17 protein-coding genes and 1 pseudogene are annotated in these 17239 nt (G+C 70.5%); 4 read left to right on the top strand and 14 right to left on the bottom strand.

Annotated features, from left to right (window positions below; translation table 11 throughout):
- The first annotated feature begins 269 nt into the window (after nt 1-269).
- Nucleotides 270-1244 (top strand): LysR family transcriptional regulator, encoded by a 975-nt coding sequence (locus C7444_RS06015; protein WP_110399929.1) that lies wholly within the window; start codon nt 270-272, stop codon nt 1242-1244.
- A 24-nt stretch (nt 1245-1268) separates the two neighbouring features.
- Here the strand turns inward: C7444_RS06015 and C7444_RS06010 are convergent, their stop codons facing one another.
- On the bottom strand, nt 1269-1991 hold the full coding sequence (locus C7444_RS06010; protein WP_110399928.1) for a TetR/AcrR family transcriptional regulator: 723 nt from the start codon (nt 1989-1991) through the stop codon (nt 1269-1271).
- A gap of 111 nt (nt 1992-2102) precedes the next feature.
- Here C7444_RS06010 and C7444_RS06005 point away from each other — a divergent pair, with 111 nt between their 5' ends.
- On the top strand, nt 2103-3182 hold the full coding sequence (locus C7444_RS06005; protein ID WP_110399927.1) for an aromatic ring-hydroxylating oxygenase subunit alpha: 1080 nt from the start codon (nt 2103-2105) through the stop codon (nt 3180-3182).
- Nucleotides 3179-4177: a PDR/VanB family oxidoreductase gene (locus C7444_RS06000; RefSeq protein ID WP_110399926.1), complete on the top strand. Its 999-nt coding sequence runs from the start codon at nt 3179-3181 to the stop codon at nt 4175-4177. Before C7444_RS06005 ends, C7444_RS06000 begins: the two co-directional genes overlap by 4 nt.
- Before the next feature lie 40 nt (nt 4178-4217).
- Here C7444_RS06000 and C7444_RS20770 read toward each other — a convergent pair whose 3' ends face one another.
- From C7444_RS20770 to C7444_RS05955, 10 genes and pseudogenes are all read right to left on the bottom strand, one after another.
- Nucleotides 4218-4481: a hypothetical protein gene (locus tag C7444_RS20770; protein WP_259372553.1), complete on the bottom strand. Its 264-nt coding sequence runs from the start codon at nt 4479-4481 to the stop codon at nt 4218-4220.
- A gap of 7 nt (nt 4482-4488) precedes the next feature.
- A pseudogene (locus tag C7444_RS20765) lies at nt 4489-4797 on the bottom strand (fumarylacetoacetate hydrolase family protein); the annotation flags it as partial.
- A 15-nt stretch (nt 4798-4812) separates the two neighbouring features.
- Complete coding sequence (locus C7444_RS05990) at nt 4813-5586, bottom strand: SDR family NAD(P)-dependent oxidoreductase (RefSeq protein ID WP_110399925.1); 774 nt, start codon at nt 5584-5586, stop codon at nt 4813-4815.
- Nucleotides 5587-5600: 14 nt separating this feature from the next.
- Complete coding sequence (locus tag C7444_RS05985) at nt 5601-6191, bottom strand: cupin domain-containing protein (RefSeq protein WP_110399924.1); 591 nt, start codon at nt 6189-6191, stop codon at nt 5601-5603.
- Between the two features lie 8 nt (nt 6192-6199).
- Nucleotides 6200-7015: a cyclase family protein gene (locus C7444_RS05980; RefSeq protein ID WP_110399923.1), complete on the bottom strand. Its 816-nt coding sequence runs from the start codon at nt 7013-7015 to the stop codon at nt 6200-6202.
- A gap of 40 nt (nt 7016-7055) precedes the next feature.
- A complete protein-coding gene (locus C7444_RS05975) occupies nt 7056-8303 on the bottom strand; it encodes an MFS transporter (protein WP_110399922.1) in 1248 nt (415 codons plus the stop codon).
- Between the two features lie 53 nt (nt 8304-8356).
- The gene (locus tag C7444_RS05970) at nt 8357-10843 is read right to left on the bottom strand and encodes an efflux RND transporter permease subunit (protein WP_110399921.1); all 2487 of its coding nucleotides are present in this window, start codon (nt 10841-10843) and stop codon (nt 8357-8359) included.
- A gap of 19 nt (nt 10844-10862) precedes the next feature.
- On the bottom strand, nt 10863-11831 hold the full coding sequence (locus tag C7444_RS05965) for a WD40/YVTN/BNR-like repeat-containing protein (RefSeq protein WP_211317492.1): 969 nt from the start codon (nt 11829-11831) through the stop codon (nt 10863-10865).
- A gap of 403 nt (nt 11832-12234) precedes the next feature.
- The gene (locus tag C7444_RS05960; RefSeq protein ID WP_110399919.1) at nt 12235-13836 is read right to left on the bottom strand and encodes a PAS domain-containing sensor histidine kinase; all 1602 of its coding nucleotides are present in this window, start codon (nt 13834-13836) and stop codon (nt 12235-12237) included.
- Nucleotides 13837-13841: 5 nt separating this feature from the next.
- Nucleotides 13842-14234 (bottom strand): PAS domain-containing protein, encoded by a 393-nt coding sequence (locus C7444_RS05955; RefSeq protein ID WP_110399918.1) that lies wholly within the window; start codon nt 14232-14234, stop codon nt 13842-13844.
- Nucleotides 14235-14487: 253 nt separating this feature from the next.
- Between C7444_RS05955 and C7444_RS05950 the strand changes: the two genes are divergently transcribed.
- Nucleotides 14488-15420: a class I SAM-dependent methyltransferase gene (locus C7444_RS05950; protein WP_110400053.1), complete on the top strand. Its 933-nt coding sequence runs from the start codon at nt 14488-14490 to the stop codon at nt 15418-15420.
- Between the two features lie 5 nt (nt 15421-15425).
- On the opposite strand, the gene C7444_RS05945 is transcribed toward C7444_RS05950, so the two are convergent.
- From C7444_RS05945 to C7444_RS20195, 3 genes are all read right to left on the bottom strand, one after another.
- On the bottom strand, nt 15426-16712 hold the full coding sequence (locus C7444_RS05945) for a type II toxin-antitoxin system HipA family toxin (protein WP_245909426.1): 1287 nt from the start codon (nt 16710-16712) through the stop codon (nt 15426-15428).
- A complete protein-coding gene (locus C7444_RS05940; protein ID WP_110399917.1) occupies nt 16709-16960 on the bottom strand; it encodes a helix-turn-helix transcriptional regulator in 252 nt (83 codons plus the stop codon). The genes C7444_RS05945 and C7444_RS05940 overlap by 4 nt, the downstream gene beginning before the upstream one ends.
- Nucleotides 16961-17008: 48 nt before the next feature.
- Nucleotides 17009-17239: hypothetical protein (locus C7444_RS20195; RefSeq protein WP_170130649.1), on the bottom strand; the 231-nt coding region annotated here is incomplete at its 5' end.

Below are 17239 nucleotides of genomic sequence, written 5' to 3'. Positions count from 1 at the left end.
TGGGCCCCGGTGCATCGGGGCATCGGGGCGATCCGTCCTGCTGCGGGTGGCAGGGCGGACCGCTCCGCGGGGTGGAATCCGTGGCCGGCGGGGAAGCCGGCGCAGGTGGCGGTATCGGGTGAACGAGAGGTTACGAAGGATCAACCTTTCTGCAAAATGGTTTGCAAGAACTTCTCGAATCGATCCGGTCAATGCTTTGCGGGTTTGCCCGCCAGCACCTCGCCGGCCCGCCAGCCCCCTTCCGGACGGGCCTGCGCCCGACCCCGCACATGCGCTTCAACCGCCTGGACCTGAACCTGCTGGTCGCTCTGGACACCCTGCTCGACGAATGCAGCATCACCCGCGCCGCCGAGCGGCTGAACCTCAGCCAGTCGGCCACCAGCAATGCGCTGGCCCGGCTGCGCGACTACTTCGAGGACGAACTGCTGGTGCAGGTGGGCCGGCGCATGGAGCCCACGCCGCGTGCCGAAGGCCTGCGCGGGGCGGTGCGCGACGTGCTGATGCGGGTGGACAGCACCATCGCCGCCCAGCCGCGCTTCGACCCGGCCCAGACCAGCCGGCGCTTCCACATCATCGCCTCGGACTACACCCAGCTGGTGCTGGGGCCTCACCTGATGAGCCTGGCGCAGGCCCAGGGCTGCACCGCCGAGATCGAGTTCCGCCCGCAGGTCAACAACCCGCAGCGTGACCTGGAGCGCGGCGAGGCCGACCTGCTGATCATCCCGCACCGCTTCACCTCGCCCGAGCACCCCTGCGAGACGCTGTACGAGGACGGTTTCGTCTGCGTGGTGTGGCAGGGCAGCGTGCTGGCCCAGGGCACGCTCACGCGCATGCGCTACGAGACCGCGCGCCACGTGATGATGGTGCCGCCCAATGCCGGCCAGTCGGAAAGCTACGAGGCCATGCTGGTGCGCCAGTCCGGCATCCAGCGCCGCTACGCGGTGCTCACGCACAGCTTCGGCTCGGTGCCGGCCATGGTCGTGGGCACCGACTTCATCGCCACCGTGCACGCCCGCATGGCCCACGTGCTGCGCCTGGCCTGGCCGCTGGCCATCCGGCCGCTGCCGGTGGCCTTGCCGGCCATGCCCCAGTCGGTGCAGTGGCACAAGTACCGCAGCCAGGACCCGGGCCTGGTGTGGCTGCTGGACCTGTTCCGCGCCGCCGTGCGGCGGCTGGATGCGCAGATCGCCGCCGAGGGCGGCCTGCTGCCGACGCCGGGCCACCATCCCCACACCCACACCTGAGGACGGCGGCCAGCTGGCGGCGGCTCAGCCTCTGGCCACTCGCGGCCCCATGGCCATGGCCAGCACCGCATCCTCGACGGCAGCCGGCTCCAGCCCGATCAACATGTAGGGCTTGAGCAGGCTGTGGCTGCCCAGCGTGGCGCAGCCGAACAGGGCTGACCAGTAGGCGATGAGGCGCTGGCGCAGCGCCTGTGGCTTCAGTGCTGGCCAGGCCTGGGCGGCAAGATCCAGCAACAGGCCATAGGTGAGCTCCAGGGACGGCGAGTCGGCCTCGGTACGAGGGGCGTTGATCACCGCATCGTCGTACATCATGCGGAACATCCTAGGCTGGGCCTGTGCAAAACGGAGAAAGTGCCGGCCAGCATCCTCCAGGGCGGTCCAGGCATCGGGCGCGGTGGCCTGCAACACCTGCAACTGGACCAGATGCTCGGCGTGGACCTGGTCCGCCAGTTCCAGCAGCAGTGCGGTGCGATCGGCGAAGTGGCGGTACAGGGCGCTGGGTGCCACGCCCAGTTGCTGAGCCAGTTCGCGCATCGACACGGCCACATGGCCTTGCTGCGTCACCACCTGCCGAGCGGCCAGCAGAGCGCTCGAACGCAGCTGACCGTGGTGGTAGGGGCGCACCGCAGCCTCAGGGTTCAGGGCATCGGCGGTATCGCTCACCTTGACTGAACGGGGCTTGACTGCCGGCGACTGCCGTTCGGGGGTCGACCCGGCAGGGAACTGGTCGTGCATCTTGGAAGACATGGACGGATTCTCCTCGCCTGATCCGGCCCGGGAAAACCCGCTGCGTCCAGAAGGGAGATTCGCCCTAAAGTGAACGGTGTTCACATTAATTTTGATCAACACGGAGACCACATGGCTTACCTCATGAACACTTGGTACATGGCAGCCTGGGACGAAGAGCTCAAACCCGGTGCCCTGCTGGCGCGCACGCTGCTGGACCAGAAACTGGTGTTTTTCCGCGACGCGCATGGCACGGCCCATGCGTTGGCAGATCGCTGCCCCCACCGCTTCGTGCCACTGTCCAGGGGGCGGCTGTGCGATGACGGGCAGGCCATCGAGTGCGCCTACCACGGACTGCGATTTGCAGGCTCGGGCGCCTGTACCCTCAACCCTCACGGTGACGGCAGGATCCCCGCGGCAGCACAGGTGCGCAGCTATCCGCTGGTGGAGCGCCATGGCGTGCTGTGGATCTGGATGGGTGAAACCAGCCAGGCCGACGCCGCCCTGATTCCCGACTTCTCCTGCCTGGACCCCGAGCACTGGCATGTGGGCAAGGACTACCTGCACGCCCAGGCCAACTATGTGCTGGAGACCGACAACATCCTGGACCTCTCCCACATCGAGTTTCTTCATCCCGGTACCCTGGGCAGCAGCGCGGTCAAGCACGCCAGCACAGAGGTCAGGCAAGAGGGCCACACGGTGTACTCGCTGCGCCAGACACACGATGAGGTGATGCCTGACTTCCTGTATCAGGCCATGGACCTGCCCCATGGGATGAGGGTCGACCGCTGGATCGACGTGCGCTGGAACGCCCCGGCCAACCTGCTTCTGGACGCTGGCGCCACGCCCACAGGCCAGCCGCGCAGCGAAGGCCGACAGAATTTCCTGCCGCACCTGTTCACCCCTGAGACAGCCACCAGCACCCACTACTGGTTCGGCATCGCCTTCCCCAGATCCATGGGCCCGCTGGGGGCCGAGCTGGCTCGACGACAGACGGCCAGCCTGCGCGTACCTTTTGAGGCCGAGGACCTGCCGATGCTGGAGGTGCAGCAGGCGGCCATGGGCCAGGCCGGCTTCTGGGAGAACCAGCCCGTGCTGCTGTCAGGCGACGCTGCAGCCGTGCGTGCGCGCCGAGTGCTGGACCAGCTCATCCGAGAAGAGCACGCCGCGCAAACCGCCCGGACGGTCAGTGCTCAGGGGGCTGCCGCATGAGCGCGACCGATGCTGGCCGACTCCGATTGCAGGTGCGGGTGAGCAGCAAAACCATGGTGGCACAGGACATCTGCGCACTGGAGCTGGTGGCAGCTCTCGGTGATGCCCTGCCTGCGTTTGCTGCCGGGGCCCACATCGACCTGTATCTGCCTGGTGGCTGGGTGCGCCAGTACTCGCTGTGCAACCCTCCCGGCGAGACCAGCCGCTACCTGATTGCCGTGCTGCGCGACCCGGCCTCGCGTGGCGGCTCGGCAGCGGTTCACGAGCAACTGCATCCGGGCGACCTGCTGACCATCAGCACACCACGCAACCTGTTTGCGCTGCGCCCCGGCGCGGGCCCGACCACACCACCTCGCCTGCTGTTGGCCGGCGGCATTGGCCTGACGCCGCTGCTGGCCATGGCCCAGGCGCTGCACGAAGCCGACGAGCCCTTCACCCTGCATGTGGCCACGCGTTCGGCCGCACGCACGCCGTTCCGCGAGCTGCTTCTGGCAGGCCGGCTGGCTCCACATGTGCAGCTGCATCATGACGACGGACCGGCAACCCAACGACTGGACCTGGACCGGGTTCTGACCTCGCCACCCACGCATGCCCAGCTCTACCTCTGCGGCCCAGGCGGCTTCATCGCAGCCGCCACTCACACGGCACGCCGCCACGGCTGGTCAGAGGCGCAGATCGTGGTGGAGTCCTTCGGCATCAGGCCTTCGCCGTCCACGGACAGCACCGACATGCCCTTCGAGCTGGAACTTGCTCACAGCCGCAGGGTGGTGCCCGTGGCCCCAGGCCAGACCGCCGTGCAGGCCCTGGCGGCAGTCGGCGTGACCGTGCCGGTATCGTGTGAGCAAGGCATCTGCGGCACCTGCGTGCTGCCCGTGCTGGCTGGCGAACCTGACCACCGCGACCAGTACCTGACCCCGCAGGAGCGCGCCGACAACCGCTGCTTCACGCCCTGCTGCTCACGGGCGAAATCCACTCGCCTGGTGGTGGCACTGTAGGCCAATGTCCCGGGCGTCGGCCCGGACGGCACACAGGGGATCAGGACTGTACAGGCGATCTGGCCACGGTCTGCTGCACCACCCCGAACGGCCCCGGCAGGCCGTCCTCGAGCCTGGCTTCCATGCGCACCTTGTCGCCGAAGGCCATGTGGGGATTGCGGGCCACGCCTTCATCCATCAACTCGATGGCGTGGCGCTCGGCGATGCACGAGGAGCCCACCTCGCGGTAGCTTTCGCTGCTGGCGGTGCCCGAGCCGATGACGGTGTCGGGCACCAGCTCGCGGCTGTAGACCGCGTGGGCCACCAACTGGTCAAAACCGAAGGCCAAAGCGCTGGCCGTTCCAGTCCACCTGCGGGTGCATCTGCACGCACCCGTCGCGCCTGGCCAGGCCCAGTTCGTCGGGCATCACGGCGATGGAGGCCACGCTGCAAGCGGGCTTGGCCTGCACCCAGCAGAAGCCGGTTTTCATCTCCACCGGGGCAATGCGGCGCAGCGACCGGTCGTGGATCAGCACCAGCAGGCGGATGTGGCCGGCGGCCTGCGCGCGGGTGCAGCCCATGGGAACGGCGTCGGTGATGACGCCAAACTCGCCTTCAAAGTCGACGCCATCTCGCATGGCGCATACACGGACGTCTCAGCTGCCGTCGGTGATGAGCGTGCCGCCGTCGACCACCAGCGTCTGGCCGTTGATGAAGGCCCCGCCGGGACTGGCCAGCAGCAGCGCGGGGCCGGCCACTTCCTCGGGGCTGCCCGGACGGCGCAGCGGGGTCATCTGCAGACGGCGGGCCATGAAGGCGGCGTCGGTCAGCAGCGGGCTGCTCAGCTCGGTGGCGATGAAGCCGGGGGCGATGGCATTGGTGCGGATGTTGTCCGGCCCCAGTTCCACAGCCAGGTTGCGGGCCAGCTGCGAGAGCGCCGCCTTGGCCAGCGCATAAGGGCCCAGCGCCTTGTTGCCGCGCACGGCCGACAGGCTGGACATGAGGATCAGGCTGCCGCCGCCCCGGGCCTTCAGGTGCGGCACGGCCAGCGCGCACAGGCGCACGATGCTGTCGAGGTTGATGTCCATCACCCGGCGGTAGGCCTCGGGGCCGGGGGCCAGGCTGCCCTGCATGGGGTCTCCGATGCCGGCGTTGGCCACCACCACGTCCAGCCCGCCATGGGCCTGCACGGTGGCCTGCACCAGCGCGGCCTGGGCGGCGTCGTCGCGCACGTCGGCGGCGTGGGCAGTGATGGCCAGGCCCCGGGCCTGCAGCTCTGCCTGGGCCCGGGCGCAGGCGGCGTCGTCCTCGCTGCTGATGACCACCCGGGCACCGGCGTGGGCGTAGGCCTCGGCGATGGCGCGGCCCAGGCCGCGCGTGCCGCCGGTGACCAGCGCCACTCGGCCCGTCAAGGAGAAGAGGGGTGACATGGGGGTGATCTCGTTCAGTGCCCGGCGGCGGTGCCGCCCAGTGCGGCGGCAATGGCCGGGTCGTAACGCCCGTCCACCAGAACGAAGAGCATGCGGCAGGGCCGGACGCTGCGGTTGGCCCAGGCGTGTTGGGTCCCGCGCTGCACCACCACGCTGCCCGGCTGGAGCAGCACCTCGCCCTGGTCCAGCACCAGGGTCAACTCGCCCGCGATCACCACACCGTAGTCCACCGACTCGGTGCGGTGCATCAGCGGGTGAGGCGAGCCGGCCTGCACGGTGGAGGCAGCGGCATCGCCGATCTGCGCGAAGGCGGCCTGCATGCGGGCAGCGCCGTGGGCCAGGAAGTCGTCGGTGTCGGGCGGGATGTCCACGAAGCGGATGCGGGTGCCCCGGGCGGGCGGTGGCAGCCGGATCGCGCCCACGGTGGGGTCGGCGCCGTTGTCCACCCAGGCCGGGCTGGCCTGGGTGGACCAGACCTCGTGGAACACCGTGCCGGGCAAGGCGTCCAGCTCCACCACGGTAGGCAAGGGGCCCTCGCTGGCCACCACGGCACGGCCTTGCGCGTCGTGGCCGGTGACCACGCGATGGATGGACGGGAAGTTCATGTCGGGACTCACGGCTCGATGATGCCCACGGCGCGGGTCCAGCCGGCGCTGGCGCCACGGATCTTGTGCGGGAAGCAGCTGACGGTGAAGCCGTGCGGCGGCAGGGCTTCGAGGTTGTGCAGCTTCTCCAGGTGGCAGTAGCCGATGTCGCGCCCGGCCTTGTGGCCTTCCCAGATCAGCGACTTGTCACCGGTCTCGGCCACCTTCCTGGCGGTGTGGATGAACGGGGCATCCCAGCTCCAGGCGTCGGTGCCGGTCAGGCGCACGCCACGCTCGAGCAGGTACATCGTGGCTTCATGGCCCATGCCGCAGCCGGCGCTGACGAAGTCGTCGTGGCCGTAGCGGCTGCCCGCGCGGGTGTTGACCAGCACGATGTCCAGCGGCTGCAGTTCCCAGCCGATGCGCTGGAGCTCGGCCTGCACGTCGGCCGCCGTGGCCACGTAGCCGTCGGGGAAGTGGCGGAAGTCCAGCTTCACGCCGGGCTGCAGACACCAGTCCAGCGGCACCTGGTCGATGGTGATCGAGGGCCGGCTGCCGCCGTTCTTCGCATCCTGCGTGGAGTGGAAGTGCCAGGGCGCGTCGAGGTGGGTGCCGCTGTGGGTGGTGCAGGTCACCCACTCGGCCGCGGCGGCCTCGCCGTCGGGGTAGTCCTCGGCCTTCGTGCCGGGGATCATGGCCATGAACTCGGCCAGCGTGTCCTGGTGCTTCTGGTAGGTGATCCTGGGCGCCAGCGGTGGCGGGTCGGAGAGCACGTCGTTCTCCAGGTGGATCGACAGGTCGATCAGGCGGCGCGCGGGGCGGGGGGGACGGCGAGAGGTCGTCATCGGGGCTCCTGGGTGGGCATGGGCGGACAGGCGCGGGCGTTCAGCGCGGGTGGGCGTCGGCGGCAACGCCCAGCGGGCCGGCCGGGGCACGGGCGAGCCCCGGCTCGGGCGGGCGGATGCGCAGCCGCAGGAAGCAGGTGAAGGCGCCCAGGCCGATGACGAGGGCCGCCACCGCCAGGCTGCCGTAGCCCAGGAACTGCACCAGCGTGCCGCCCAGGATCGGACCCAGCGCGGCCCCCACCATCAGCATGGCGGGGGTGGCGGCCAGGGCACGACCCGAGCGGTCCATCTGCGCCAGCGCGCCGAAGGCAAAGGTGTGGGTGAAGATCATCACCGCCGCGAACACCGAGGCCGCCGCCGCGTAGGGCAGCAGGCCGGTGGCGGTCATGATGATGATGGCCAGCACCGCCTGCAGCAGCGCCCCGCCCAGCAGCACGGACCGGGCCGGCAGGCGCCTTTCCAGCCATGCTGCCAGTGGCGCGGGCAGCAGGTTGACCACGCCCAGGGCCACCAGCACGCCGGTGATCGCCTCGGCGCTGAAACCGCGGTGGTCCCCCACACGCTCCAGGAAGCTGAAGGTCATGGCCTGCACCAGCGCCATGGCCGCCAGGCCCGCCATGCCGGCCCACACGGCCGGCGGCAGCGGGGCGCGGGGCGCCGCCACGTCGGCCCGGGAGCCGGCGGGCGAAGGGGCGGCGGCGGGCTCCTCGGTCTGCGGAAACGCCACGGCGCAGACCACCGCGGCCACGGCCATCACCCCGCCGAACACCATGAACAGCACCGACCCACCGTGGGCCGCCACCAGCGGTGGCGTGGCCCCCATGAACAGGATGGCGAACACCCCCAGGGCCATGCCCACCAGCGCGAACAGCCGGTGCGGCCGGGCGCTGCGGGCGATGGTGCCGTGGGTCACGCTCAGGGCGGCCCCGGCCGACACGCCGGCCACCGCGTGCAGCAGGGCCAGCAAGGCATACGCGGCCTCGCTGCCCGGCACGCTGGCCGGCACCACGCCCAGGGCCACGCCGGCGAACGCGGCCGCTGCCACGGCATAACCCAGGCTGGCCACCCGGCGCCCGGGCAGGCGGGCGATGCGCGGCGCCACCACCAGGCTGGCCACCACCGCACCGGCCAGGAACAGCGTGGCCAGCAGGCCGGCCTGCTGCGGCGCCAGGCCGAACTGCGACACCAGCGTGCCCACCCACACGGGCAGGGCCACCAGGTCCACCATGCCGGCGCAGTGAGCTGCCATCAGGGCGGCACGGCCGCGGAAACTCTCGGGAGGGGTCATGGGGGGGTCTCGTCGGGCAGGGGTGGGCATGGCAGCGGGCCGGGCGGTCCGCATCACTGGGGCACGGCGGCGGTGGCGCCCGGGGCGCGGCCCGCAGCCGGCGGCGGGGCCACGGCGGGCACGGACCGCGCCGCCGGCTTCAACAGGAAGTGGGCCAGCGCGGGCAGCAGCACCAGCGCGCCGAGCATGTTCCACAGGAACATGAAGGCCAGCAGCAGGCCCATGTCGGCCTGGAACTTGATGGGCGAGAACACCCAGGTGGCCACGCCCACCGCCAGCGTCAGGCCGGTCAGCATCACCACCTTGCCGGTGAACAGCAGCGCGCGGTGGTAGGCCTGCGACAGGCTGCGGCCGGCCCTCAGCTCGGTCAGCGTGACGCTGAGAATGTAGAGCGCGTAGTCCACGCCGATGCCCACGCCCAGCGCGATGACGGGCAGGGTGGCGACCTTGACGCCCAGGCCCAGCGCCACCATCAGCGCCTCGGCCAGCACCGAGGTCAGCAGCAGCGGCAGCACCGCCACCACCACCGCGCGCCAGGAACGGAAGGTGACCAGGCACAGCAGCACCACCGCCGCATAGACCAGCACCAGCATGCGGGTCCACGACTGGTGCACGACGATGTTGGTGGCCGCCTCGATGCCGGCCGAGCCAGCGGCAAGCTGGAACTCGACGTCCGCCGTGTCGTTGGCCGCGGCGAAGGCCTCCACGTGGCGCACCACGCCGGCCAGGGTGTCGGCCTTGTGGTCGCGCAGGAAGACGCTGAGCACCAGCAGGTTGCAGCCGTCGTTGTAGAGGCCGCGGGGGGCTCCGGCGGTGACGGTGTTGAGCATGTCCTGGTTGGGCAGGAACTCGTACCACTTCGGGTTGCCCTCGTTCAGCCCGGTCAGCACCCGGCGGTTCAGCAGGGCCAGCGACTGGGTGCTGTCGACCCCGGGCAGCTGGCGCAGCTGCCACTCCAGCGCGTCGATCCGGTTCAGGGTGGACAGCTGCGAGCACTGCCCGTCGGGCGTCTTCACCATCACCGCCAGCACGTCGCTGCCGGCGCCGTAGGCCGCATTCATGAAGGCCACGTCGCGGTTGTAGCGGCTGTCGGCGCGCAGCTCGGGCGCGCCGGGGTCCAGGTCACCGATCTTGAGCTGCGTGCTCATCACCCAGCCGCCCGCACCGAGCAGGGCCGAGACCAGCACCGTGCCCAGCGCCCAGCGCCGCTGGGTGAAGCGGTCCAGCACCGCCCACAGGCCGGCGTCGGGCTTGAAGCGGCCGCTGTTCTCGCTCAGGTCGCCGCTGGCGGCCCGGGCCGCCGCTTCCGCACGCAGGCTGCGGCGCGCCGCCGCGGGGCTCACGCCGGCGTAGCTCAGCAGGATGGGCAGCAGGATCAGGTTGGTGAAGATCAGCGCGCCCACGCCCAGCGAGGCGGCCACGGCCAGCTCGCGGATGACCTGGATGTCGATCAGCAGCAGCACCGCGAAGCCGACCGCATCGGCCAGCAGCGCGGTCAGGCCCGCCAGGAACAGGCGCCGGAAGGTGAACCGCGCCGCCACCAGCCGGTGCATGCCGCGGCCCATGTCCTGCATGATGCCGTTCATCTTCTGCGCGCCGTGGCTCATGCCGATGGCGAACACCAGGAAGGGCACGAGGATCGAGTAGGGGTCGAGCGTGTAGCCCAGCGCCGGCAGCAGGCCCAGCTGCCACACCACCGCGACCAGCGAGGCCAGCACCACCAGCAGGGTCGAGCGCACGCAGCGGGTATAGCCGTAGACCATGCCGGCCGCGATGCACACCGCCAGCGCGAAGAACCCCAGCACCGCCCGCACGCCATCGATCAGGTCCCCGACGATCTTGGCGAAACCGGTGATGTGCAGCCGCACGCCGCGTGACTCGTAGCGTTCGCGCAGCGCCTCCAGACGCTGCGCGAACGCCGCATGGTCGAGCGCCCGGCCCTGTGCGTCGCGGGCCTGCAGCGGAACGAAGAGCACGCTGGAGCGGCCATCCAGCGCCACCAGCTGGCCGATCTCGCCGGAGCGGGCGATGTTGGCGCGCAGCCGCTCGAGGCTGCGCGGACCGCCGTCGTAACCGTCGGGGATGACGGGCCCGCCCTCCAGCCCGTCCTCGGTCACCCCCACCCAGCGGGTGGAGGGCGTCCACAGCGACTTCATCTGCAGGCGCGACACGCCGGGGATCAGGAAGACCTCGTCGCTGAGCTGGCGCAGGGTTTCGAGGTAGGCCGCATCGTAGATGTCCCCCGAGGGATTGGCCACGGCGATGCGCACCGCATTGCCCAGCCCGCTCAGGTCGCCCTGGTGGGCCAGGTAGTTCTGGATGTAGGGGTGGTGGGTGGGGATGGTCTTCTCGAAGCTGGCCCCCAGCTGCAGCCGGGTGGCCTGCCAGCCCAGCAGCACGGTGACCAGCAGGCACAGCAGCACGACCAGGCCGCGGTGATTGAACAGGGCGCGCTCGACCAGCGAGCCCGAACGGGGGTCGAAGCCGGCCAGCGAAGTGGCGGGCGAGACGGCAGGCGAAACGGCGGAGGTGAACGTCATGGCAGGCGGCAACAGGGCTTCAGTGAGGCGCAGGCGCCACGGCGTCGGACAGGCTCAGGCGTCGAGCCCCCAGGATGGACAGGGTCAGCAGCCGGCCCCCGGCCAGCGGCAGCAGCCCGGTCAGCGGGGGCTGGGGCGGCAGCGGCAGCGCCCGCAAGGCGAGCTCGCCCGGGGCGGCACGCAGCACCTGGCCCGCCTGGCTGGCCAGCAGCAGCGCCCCGTCGGGCGCCAGCGCCGAGGCGACGATGGACACCGGCACCGGCGCGGCCAGCGCCTGCCAGCTCGCGCCCCCGTCGGTCGAGCGCCAGGTGTTGCCACGCAGGCCGGCCACCACCAGGCTGCCGTCCGGCGGCAGCTCGGCGGTGAAGAAGCTGCCGGCATACGGCAGCACCAGGCGGCGGAAGCTGCGCCCGCCATCCCCCGACAGCAGCACCAGGCCCTGCTCGCCGGCGATCAGCAGCCGTTCGCCCCGCTGGCGCACCCCGTAGAGGTGCAGCTCGCGCGGGTTGTCCAGCCGGTCGCGCCAGCTCGTCCAGGTCAGGCCGCCATCGCCGCTGGCCAGGGCCAGGCCGTAGGCGCCCACGGCCAGCAGCCGCCCGGGCGCACTCGTCAGCACGTCCAGCCAGGGCTTGTCCGCACCGTCGGCCACCAGGCGTTCGGCCGACCGCAGCGCCGCCGCGTCACCACGCGCCCGGGCCGCCTCCCGCTCCAGCCGGGCCGCCTGCAGCCCCTCCAGGACCAGGCGCCACTGCTGGCCACCGTCCTGCGTGCTCAGGACGACGCCGCCATGGCCCACCGCCACGCCGTGCAGGTCGTCCGCGAAACGCACCGCCGTCAGGCCGGTGCTGACCGGACAGGGCCGCTGCTGCCAGGACTGCCCGTCGTCCGACGACACCAGGATCAGGCCCCGTTCCCCCACCGCCACCAGGCGGCGGCCCGCCTGTGCGGCGCCCTGCAGCACCGACCGGGCCCCCAGCGCAGTGCTCACGGCAGGGCGCTGGAGCGCGGAGCCGATCGCCCCCGCTGAAGGCGGTGGCACCGGCCCCGCATCGGCCGCACGGGCCGCGGCACCCGTGCCGGCCAGCCCCGCGGCCAGCCAGGCGAGCACGCGGCGGCGGCATGGCCGAAGCTCGGTCGAAGGCGAAGGCGGAAGCAAAGGGTCGGCGGGCCAGGCTGCGCCCTGGCGGCCCGGGGGCACCATCGGTACGGGAATCATGTCGGTCTCCGGATGCGGCGGGCGCTTGATCCGGTTCAAGGATCCGGACGGTGCGCCTCGGCTTGTGCGATGTCCCGGAGATTACCGAGGGTCAAACCATTCACTAAATGGTTTTCTTCCATTTTTCCGTTCGATGGCGTCAATAGGTTGGGGGTTAACCCCCCAACCTGCTGCGTCACGACAGGGAGGTGGACGCCTGCTGAGCGCCGTCGGCATGCCGGCGCGGCAAGCGGACACGGAAGACCGTGCCCGTGCCCAGCACGCTCTCGACGCTGATGTCGCCCCCCTGGGCCTGCACCATGCGGCGGGTCAGGGCCAGCCCGAGTCCGGTGCCCGCGTGTGTGCGGGCCACCCCGCTGTCGAGCTGGTGGAACTCCGTGAACAGCAGGGGCAGATCGGTCGCGGCGATGCCGATGCCGGTGTCGGACACCTCCAGCTCGAACCGGTCCTGCGGCAGGGCCCGTGCACGCAGCACCACCCGACCGCCCTCCGGCGTGAACTTGATGGCGTTGGACACCAGGTTGTAGAGCACCTGGCGCAGGCGTGACGCGTCCAGGTGCAGCCCGTCCAGGCCCTCGGGCAGATCGAGCTCGAAGTCCTGCCGTCGGCCCTTCCACTGCGGCGCCATGGTGTCGCGCACCTCGGTCGCCAGCCGAGCCAGGTCCAGCGGCGCCGGCCTGAACTCGAACTTGCCCGCCTCGATCTTGGACAGGTCGAGCACGTCGTTGATCAGCTGCAGCAGATGCCGGCCATTGCCCGCGATGTGGTTGAGGCACTCGTCGTGCTCGGCCGTGCCCGCCGGGGCCACGCCACCGCGCAGCAGCTCGGTGAATCCGATGATCGAGGTCAGCGGCGAACGCAGTTCGTGCGACATCGTGGCGACGAACTGGCCCTTGAGCCGGCTGGCGTCCGACAGCCTGCGGTTGTCGGCCTCCAGTTCGCGGGCCCGCTGGCGCATCGTGTCGGCCTCGCGCTCGGGGGTGGTCTCCAGCACCACGCCGGCCAGCTGGACGGCCCCGCCAGGGCGTTGCAAGGGGCGACCGTGCAGGGCCAGCCAGTGCACGCTGGCGTCGGACCAGCGCACGCGGAATTCGCTGCGCCAGGCGCTGCTCTCGCGCAGCGCGCTCTCCAGGCCCTGCTGGACGGCGGCCCGGTCGTCGGGGTGGACACGCTCCAGCAGGGCGTCCAGGTTCCAGTCGGCCGGCAGGGGTTCGGGGCCGAAGCAGCGGTCGTGCAGCGAAGAGCCCTGCAGGCGCCCGCTGTCCGGATCGAGCGACCAGTCTCCGACCTGGGCCGCCTCCAGCGCAAAACGCAGCCGCTCCTCGGCCTGCAGCCGCCCCTGTTCGGCCATCACCTGCTGCGTGATGTCGGTGATGGTGGCGATCAGGCGCTGGGCGTCGAGCTTGATCAGCCGCAGCGAGCCGTACCGGGGGGATTCGCCCGGTGACGACAGCAGCAGCCGCAGGTCGTCACACACCGGGCCCTGGCGGGGGCCGAGGGCGGCCACACGTTCGCTCAGGTCCGGGGCCAGGGGGCGCAGCAGGTGGAACAGGTTGTCCATGCCGCAGTCGTGCTGCAGGGACAGCGGCATCAGCAGCATCGCGGTGACCGCATTCATCAGCTCCACCTGGCCGCGCGGGTCGATCTGCACCAGGCCGACCGGGGCGGCGTAGAGGAAGGCCAGCAGCGCCTCGTGATCCTGCTCCAGCGAAGGCTCGTCCGGGTCGGGCATCGGGACGGCATCCACGTCCCGGTCATCACCATGGGTGGGGCACATGGCGCTCACCTCAGGATGCAGATGTAGCGCATGTCATGCGCCGGATGCGACAGCAGGCGCATCTTGACCTTGGTGGGCTTCATGCGCAGCGTCAGCACGTAGTCCAGCATCGCGTCCAGCGGCTCGCCCTGGGCCAGGCAGTCCTCGAAGCGTTGTGCCACCAGGTAGTTGTTCATGCACTGCGACACCACGCCGAAGAACTGCAGGCCCAGCACCCGCTCCGGGCGCAGGCCCGCCAGACGCGATTCGGTGCTGTTGTAGCGCCTGACGACGCCCTCGGCATCGAAGCCGATCACGCCGAAGCTGACCTCGTCGAGGGCGGCATCGTCCAGGCCATCGAGGGCAGACAGCAGCTCAGGCTGGTCGAAGGCGAGGGCATTCAACTGGGTCGCGGTCATGGCGGTTCGGGCAGGAAGTGGATGGGCAGGGAGCCTGCCGCCGAACGCTGCGGACGCGCGGCAGGTGCATGAAGTGGGTTTCGGCAGGAAAAGATCGGCAAATCATCAGGGAATACCCTGATCTTCCTGGCGCCATCAGGGGCTGCAGCCCCCGTCACATCCGCCTGGAATCCGACGTGATCGGCACCGGACTACCATCGCGCTCCCTGGAACCCGCCCCGGCCCCTGCCTCTGCAGCGTGTCGCTCCACCCCATGCTGCCCCTGCTCACCGCCATCGCCTGCGCTCCGCTGCCCACCGACGCCCGCCGCATCTTCCACGGCCGGGGCGGCCTGCACCCGGGCTGCGAGCAGTGGGCGCTCGACGCCTTCCCGCCGGTCTGGGTGCTGACCAGCTTCGAGCCGATGACCGACGAGGCGCTGGCCACCGTGCAGGCGGCGCTGCAGGCACGCTGGCAGCAGCTGGCGCCCGGACAGCCGCTGAACTGGGTCTACCAGTGCCGCCACGCCGGGCACGGCGAGACCCGGCTGATGGCCGGCGAAGTGCCCGAGCCGCACGAGGTGCTCGAGCAGGGCGCGCGGTACCGGGTGCATGTGCTGCGCGGCCAGAACCACGGGCTGTTCCTGGACATGGCCGAGGGCCGGCGCTGGGTGCGCGGCCATGTCGCCGCCCGCGCCCGGATGAAGGTGCTGAACCTGTTCGCCTACACCTGCGCCTTCTCGGTGGTGGCGCTGCAGGCGGGTGCGCGGCAGGTGGTCAACGTGGACATGAGCCGCGGGGCGCTGGCCATCGGGCAGCGCAACCATGCGCTCAACGGACTGGCGGCGGGGGCCAGCTTCCTGGGCCACGACATCTTCACCACCTGGGGCAAGATCAGCCGCGGCGGCCCGTACGACCTGATCATCCTCGACCCGCCCAGCCACCAGAAAGGCAGCTTCGTCGCCACCAAGGACTACGCCCGCCTGATGCGCCGCCTGCCCGACCTGCTCGCCCCGGGCGGCCACGCGCTGCTGTGCCTGAACGCGCCCGAGCTGGGGCTGGCCTTCCTGCAGGACCAGATGCACGAACTCGCCCCCGAGCTGTGTTTCGTGCAGCGGGTCGAGAACCCGCCGGAGTTCGCGGACGTGTCCCCCGAGCGGGCGCTGAAGGTGCTGGTCTACCGCGCACCGGAGCTGCAGCGCGGTTGAGCCGGTCAGGATCGCCCGGAACCGGCCGCAGGCGCACGGAAGGTCTGCCCGAACAGCTCCAGACGGCGCTGCAGCGTCGACCGGAAACCGGGCACCTCTGCGGCCAGCTCGTCGAACTCGAACATCACGTCATGGGCCGCCTCGATGAGGCGCACGATGCGCGCACGGGCCTGGCGTGGCGTCAACAGGCAGGCGGGGGCGAAATCCAGCAGGGATTGACGTGAGGCGAACAGGCTGCGACCGCCGGCCAGTTCCAGCGCCAGACTGTCCTCGGGCAGATAGCAGGTGGTGTTGACGATGTCAAAAGCCGGCGCCAGGCGGACGGAGCCGGCCATCTCGTCGCTCACGCCGTCATACAGCACACCGAAGTTCTTCAGGTGGGCATCACCATTGCCGACCAGGCAAGACAGCGCCACGATGTCGAACAGGCGCCGCAGGGACTCGACACGGTGCTGCGCTGCGCAGAAGGCCTGGACGAGTCGTGCCACCATCTCGTAGCTGCCTTTGTACTTGTCGCTCGCATCCCGACCGGCCAGCACCGCCATGTCCTCGAAACCGATGAGCTGCCCGTCGCCGCGACGGTCGAATCGCTGCATCACGAACAGCCGCCGATCATCGGAGAGATGGAATTCGGGCACCTCGATGCCCGCTCGCGCGGCCATCGTCATGCAGATGAACTCGTTGATCGCCAGGCCTGGAAACTCACCCAGGCCGGACTTCACGATCAGATCCCGGGTCAGGACCGACGCCTTCGAGGCGGGAGAGACGGACTCGCCGGACCGGTCGGCAGCAGGAGTCTCGATCAGCGTGGGCACCAGCACCTTGGGCTGCACCCCGCTGAGTCCGGAGCGCAGCAGGTAACGATCCACCAGGCGATCGAACAAGCCCTCGGCCCCCCGATGGGCCAGCAGGGACGACAGGGTTTCCGTCTGCTGCGGGCCCATGCCGGTGCTGGACGGGGCAAGAGGCATGGCCACACGCAGGCGGCCCACCGCGTTCTCGCCCCCCAGCACCGACAGCAGCAGCAGCGGATCGGCTGCAGTGGCCTTGGCGAGTCGATGGCGCAGCCGCTCCAGCAGAAAACCCTCGGGCAGGTTCATCTGGAACACCGGATGCAGCCCCGCCCGTTCGTACGGACGCAAGCGCACGGGCATGGTCAGCGAGACCCCCACCGCAGCGCTCGCACCCGCACTGCAGGTGAACACATACCCCTGACGGTCACGCGCCAGCACGCCGGCAGGGCCCTCCGGGGTCGTCACGGACAAGGCCGCCGCGGGCAGGCTCACGCTCATCCCAGGAAGTCCTCGAGCTCATCGAGCGTCGGTCGGCGCACCGGCAGCAGATGAAAGCCCAGGTCCATGGCCGCCGCCATCTTCGCGTAGGCCGCGGCCGACACCGTGCCCGCTCCCGCCTCCGCCTGACCGATCTTCAGCCGCGTCAGGCCCGCTCGCTCGGCCAGCTGCGCCTGCGTCAGGCCGCGGGACTGACGGGCAGCCCGCAACTGGGTGCCCAGCGTGGAGAGAAGGGTTTCAGCATCCATGCATGAATCATATACGATGCTTTTTTAATAAAAAGCATCTTTTACGGATCATGTCCTCGCCATCTGCATCCCCCCCGTGCCGGCCGCGGCCGGCACCGGCGCGGCGGCCTTCACCAGCGGCCGGAGCAGCCAGTGGGCCAGCGCGGGCAGCAGCACCAGCGCGCCGAGCATGTTCCACAGGAACATGAAGGCCAGCAGCAGGCCCATGTCGGCCTGGAACTTGATGGGCGAGAACACCCAGGTGGCCACGCCCACCGCCAGCGTCAGGCCGGTCAGCAG

Source organism: Sphaerotilus hippei, assembly GCF_003201595.1.
Lineage (GTDB): Bacteria > Pseudomonadota > Gammaproteobacteria > Burkholderiales > Burkholderiaceae_C > Sphaerotilus > Sphaerotilus hippei.
The sequence above is the reverse complement of the archived record's forward strand: the minus strand, read 5'-3'. Positions and strand labels throughout refer to the sequence as shown.

Bases quoted from the DNA above. Each gene is read 5' to 3' on its own strand.
- C7444_RS06015 (WP_110399929.1), top strand. From the start codon at position 270: ATGCGCTTCAACCGCCTGGACCTGAACCTGCTGGTCGCTCTGGACACC.
- C7444_RS06010 (WP_110399928.1), bottom strand. From the start codon at position 1,991: ATGTCTTCCAAGATGCACGACCAGTTCCCTGCCGGGTCGACCCCCGAA.
- C7444_RS06005 (WP_110399927.1), top strand. From the start codon at position 2,103: ATGGCTTACCTCATGAACACTTGGTACATGGCAGCCTGGGACGAAGAG.
- C7444_RS06000 (WP_110399926.1), top strand. From the start codon at position 3,179: ATGAGCGCGACCGATGCTGGCCGACTCCGATTGCAGGTGCGGGTGAGC.
- C7444_RS05990 (WP_110399925.1), bottom strand. From the start codon at position 5,586: ATGTCACCCCTCTTCTCCTTGACGGGCCGAGTGGCGCTGGTCACCGGC.
- C7444_RS05985 (WP_110399924.1), bottom strand. From the start codon at position 6,191: ATGAACTTCCCGTCCATCCATCGCGTGGTCACCGGCCACGACGCGCAA.
- C7444_RS05980 (WP_110399923.1), bottom strand. From the start codon at position 7,015: ATGACGACCTCTCGCCGTCCCCCCCGCCCCGCGCGCCGCCTGATCGAC.
- C7444_RS05975 (WP_110399922.1), bottom strand. From the start codon at position 8,303: ATGACCCCTCCCGAGAGTTTCCGCGGCCGTGCCGCCCTGATGGCAGCT.
- C7444_RS05970 (WP_110399921.1), bottom strand. From the start codon at position 10,843: ATGACGTTCACCTCCGCCGTTTCGCCTGCCGTCTCGCCCGCCACTTCG.
- C7444_RS05960 (WP_110399919.1), bottom strand. From the start codon at position 13,836: ATGTGCCCCACCCATGGTGATGACCGGGACGTGGATGCCGTCCCGATG.
- C7444_RS05955 (WP_110399918.1), bottom strand. From the start codon at position 14,234: ATGACCGCGACCCAGTTGAATGCCCTCGCCTTCGACCAGCCTGAGCTG.
- C7444_RS05950 (WP_110400053.1), top strand. From the start codon at position 14,488: ATGCTGCCCCTGCTCACCGCCATCGCCTGCGCTCCGCTGCCCACCGAC.
- C7444_RS05945 (WP_245909426.1), bottom strand. From the start codon at position 16,712: ATGAGCGTGAGCCTGCCCGCGGCGGCCTTGTCCGTGACGACCCCGGAG.
- C7444_RS05940 (WP_110399917.1), bottom strand. From the start codon at position 16,960: ATGGATGCTGAAACCCTTCTCTCCACGCTGGGCACCCAGTTGCGGGCT.